We start from the raw sequence: 3,874 nt of genomic DNA on the forward strand, positions 1-3,874 counted from the left end.
TATTGAAGACGGTCAAAACGATTGGTATAATGAGAAATAGTGTATATGGCACGATTTAGTAGGAGTGATCACTTATGAATAATAAAGACCGTTTAGCGCGTCAACAAAAAATCCGTAACTTCTCGATCATTGCTCACATTGACCATGGTAAGTCAACGTTAGCAGATCGTATTTTGGAGAAAACCGGCGCTCTAACAGACCGTGAAATGAAAGATCAAACGCTTGATGCAATGGACCTTGAGCGTGAGCGTGGGATTACAATTAAGTTAAATGCTGTTCAATTAACATATACAGCAAAAGATGGCGAAGAATACATTTTCCATTTAATTGATACTCCAGGACATGTGGATTTTACATATGAGGTGTCAAGAAGTTTAGCAGCGTGTGAGGGTGCGCTATTAATTGTCGATGCAGCACAAGGAATCGAGGCTCAGACCCTTGCGAATGTATATCTAGCTCTAGATAATGACCTTGAAATTCTACCGGTTATTAATAAAATTGACTTGCCGAGTGCTGAGCCTGAACGCGTGAAAAAAGAAGTAGAAGACGTCATTGGTCTTGATGCTTCAGATGCTGTTCTTGCCTCTGCAAAGAACGGGATTGGAATTGAGGATATTTTAGAGCAGGTCGTAGAGAAGGTTCCTGCACCAACAGGAGATCCGGATGCGCCACTAAAAGCGCTGATTTTTGATTCGCTCTATGATTCTTATCGTGGAGTTGTAGCTTACATTCGTATCATTGATGGTACGGTGAAGCCTGGTCAGAAAATCAAAATGATGGCAACAGGGAAAGAATTTGAAGTCACAGAGATCGGTGTCTTTACACCGAAACCAGCAAAGCGTGATGAATTAACCGTCGGAGATGTTGGATTTTTAACAGCGGCGATTAAAAATGTTGGGGATACACGTGTGGGTGACACGATTACAAATGCGGTTAACCCTTCAACGGAGCCGCTTCCAGGGTACCGTCGCATGAACCCGATGGTGTATTGTGGCTTATATCCAATTGATACAAACGACTACAATGATTTACGTGAAGCATTAGAGCGTCTAGAGTTAAATGATGCATCTCTGCAGTATGAGCCAGAGACCTCCCAAGCATTAGGCTTTGGATTCCGTTGTGGTTTCTTAGGACTATTACACATGGAAATTATTCAAGAGCGTATTGAACGTGAATTTGGCATTTCGCTCATTACGACAGCACCAAGTGTAATTTACAAAGTTCAACTAACAAACGGGGATGATCTTCAAATTGATAACCCGTCTAATATGCCAGATGCACAAAAGGTCGATTTCGTCGAAGAACCTTATGTAAAAGCAAAAGTGATGGTTCCTAATGATTATGTAGGATCAGTCATGGAGCTTTGCCAAGGCAAGCGTGGTATTTTCATCGATATGCAGTATTTAGATGAAAATCGCGTACAGATTGTCTATGAGATTCCACTTTCTGAAATCGTCTATGACTTCTTTGATCAATTAAAATCGAATACAAAAGGGTACGCGTCATTTGATTATGAGTTGATTGGTTACAAGCAATCCAATCTTGTCAAAATGGATATTCTTTTAAATGGTGAGAAGGTTGATGCCTTATCAGTCATTGTTCACCGTGACTCAGCTTATGAGCGTGGGAAGATTATCGTTGAAAAGTTAAAAGAACTTATTCCTCGTCAACATTTTGAGGTGCCTGTTCAAGCGAGTATTGGACAAAAAGTTATCTCTCGTTCGACGATTAAAGCAATGCGTAAAAACGTATTAGCAAAATGTTACGGTGGGGATATTTCTCGTAAACGTAAACTTCTTGAAAAGCAAAAAGAAGGTAAAAAACGTATGAAGTCTGTAGGTAACGTTGAAGTGCCACAAGAAGCCTTCATGGCTGTTCTTCGTATGGATGAATAAACGAAACAATAACCGCAGGGATTCCTGCGGTTTTGCTTTTACTAGCAGGAGAGGAGGATACATGTGAGAAATGCAGCTTATATTCACATTCCCTTTTGTGAGCATATTTGTCACTATTGTGACTTTAATAAAGTGTTTTTAAAGAACCAACCAGTAAATGAATACATTGAAGCATTACTTGAGGAAATGCGTTTAACAATGAAACAGTCCCCAATTGAGCAGCTACGCACGATCTACATTGGAGGCGGAACCCCAACTGCCTTGTCTGCCGAACAATTGAAGCGCTTGTTCACTGGGATGAGAGAGATTTTGCCGATGGAAGAACTACTTGAATTCACGGTTGAAGTCAATCCAGATAGCAGTGAGGAAGAGAAGCTAACTGTGATGAGGGAAGCTGGAGTCAATCGTCTTAGTATCGGGGTGCAGTCATTTGAGAAGGATCTTCTAGACCATATCGGGAGAACTCATTCCAGTGATAGTGTGTATGATGCCGTAACAAGAAGTAGACAAGCTGGATTTAACAATATCTCGCTTGATTTAATGTTTGGTTTGCCGCATCAATCCGTTGCCCAGTTTATCGACACAATTGAGAAGGCTTGTGCCTTAGGTGTTGAACACATCTCTGCGTATTCGTTAAAAGTCGAGGAAAAGACGGTGTTTTTTAATCGCCAGCGAAAAGGCAAGTTAAGCTTACCCCCAGAAGAAGATGAGGTCAGAATGTACGAAGAGTTACAAGAGCGTACGAAGGCTCACGGATTCACCCAATACGAAATCAGTAATTTTGCAAAACCTGGTTTAGAGAGCAACCATAATCTTGTTTATTGGAAGAACGAAGAGTATTTCGGGTTTGGAGCTGGGGCTCACGGGTACGTAAATGGAGTCCGCCATCAAAATATTGGACCTGTTCCAAAGTATCTTGAATCCCTCACAAAAGGGGAGCTTCCATATCTTAGAGAGCATATCGTCACCAAAGTAGAGCAAATTGAAGAAGCGATGTTTATGGGGCTAAGAAAATTAGATGGAGTGGACCTTTCTGACCTTTCGACTYGATACGGTGTCAATCTTGCGAAACTTTATGCTCGCCAGTTAAACGACTTAAGTGAACGTAGTCTACTATCGTATGAAGATAACCGTGTGAAGCTGACAAATGAGGGGCTCCTCTTAGCGAATGAAGTGTTTGAACAGTTTTTAGTCGTCTTAGATGAGCACATGGTARAAAAAGAAAGTTGATTTTATACGTTTTTTAACGTTTTGAAGTTGACAAATCCTGACCTATTTGATAATTTATCATTAGATTTAGCACTCGTTCATGTTGAGTGCTAACAGAGGTGATGAGAGATGTTAACAGATAGACAGTTGTTAATTCTGCACGCCATTGTCGATGATTATATCCGGTCGGCAGAGCCAGTCGGTTCTCGCAGCATCTCTAAGCGAGAAGACATCACATTTAGTCCAGCGACGATTCGAAATGATATGGCGGACCTTGAGGAGTTAGGGTTTTTAGAAAAGCCACACAGCTCTGCAGGACGTATTCCCTCGCAAAAAGGGTATCGCTATTATGTGGATCATATGCTTATGCCTCATGATTTGACAGWTGATGAGCAAGCGGACATGCGGACGATCTTTTCGGATCGGATGCAAGAGATTGAACAAGTGATTCAGCAGTCAGCAAGACTACTATCGAATATGACAAGTTATATATCGATTGTGCTTGGTCCTGAAATGTTTGAGGCAAGGTTACGCTCTATTCAAATTATTCCACTTGCCAAAGGGTCAGCCATTCTCATTTTAGTCACGGATACTGGTCATGTAGAAAATCAAACAATTCAACTTCCTGAATCGATTGATGCTTCAGATATTGAACGTGTAGTCAACATCTTAAATGATCGGTTAATGGGTGTGCCTTTGTTTAAGCTTCGTCAAAAGCTGAATACAGAGGTTAGTAAAGTGATGCGTGTGCATGTAACCAATTATGAGCA

At 41.1% G+C, this 3,874-nt stretch carries 3 protein-coding genes; all 3 read left to right on the forward strand.

The genetic code is table 11. The features are described from left to right. The first annotated feature begins 74 nt into the window (after positions 1–74). Positions 75–1,895, forward strand: coding sequence for a translation elongation factor 4 (lepA, locus tag AB685_RS27895; protein WP_047973861.1), 1,821 nt, complete (start codon positions 75–77; stop codon positions 1,893–1,895). Between the two features lie 63 nt (positions 1,896–1,958). After that, positions 1,959–3,125, forward strand: a complete 1,167-nt coding sequence (gene hemW / locus AB685_RS27900; protein ID WP_047973862.1) for a radical SAM family heme chaperone HemW — start codon at positions 1,959–1,961, stop codon at positions 3,123–3,125. Between the two features lie 108 nt (positions 3,126–3,233). Further along, positions 3,234–3,874, forward strand: a 641-nt coding sequence (hrcA, locus tag AB685_RS27905) for a heat-inducible transcriptional repressor HrcA (RefSeq protein ID WP_047973863.1), incomplete at its 3' end; no start/stop codon positions are given.

It is taken from the genome of Bacillus sp. LL01, assembly GCF_001037965.1.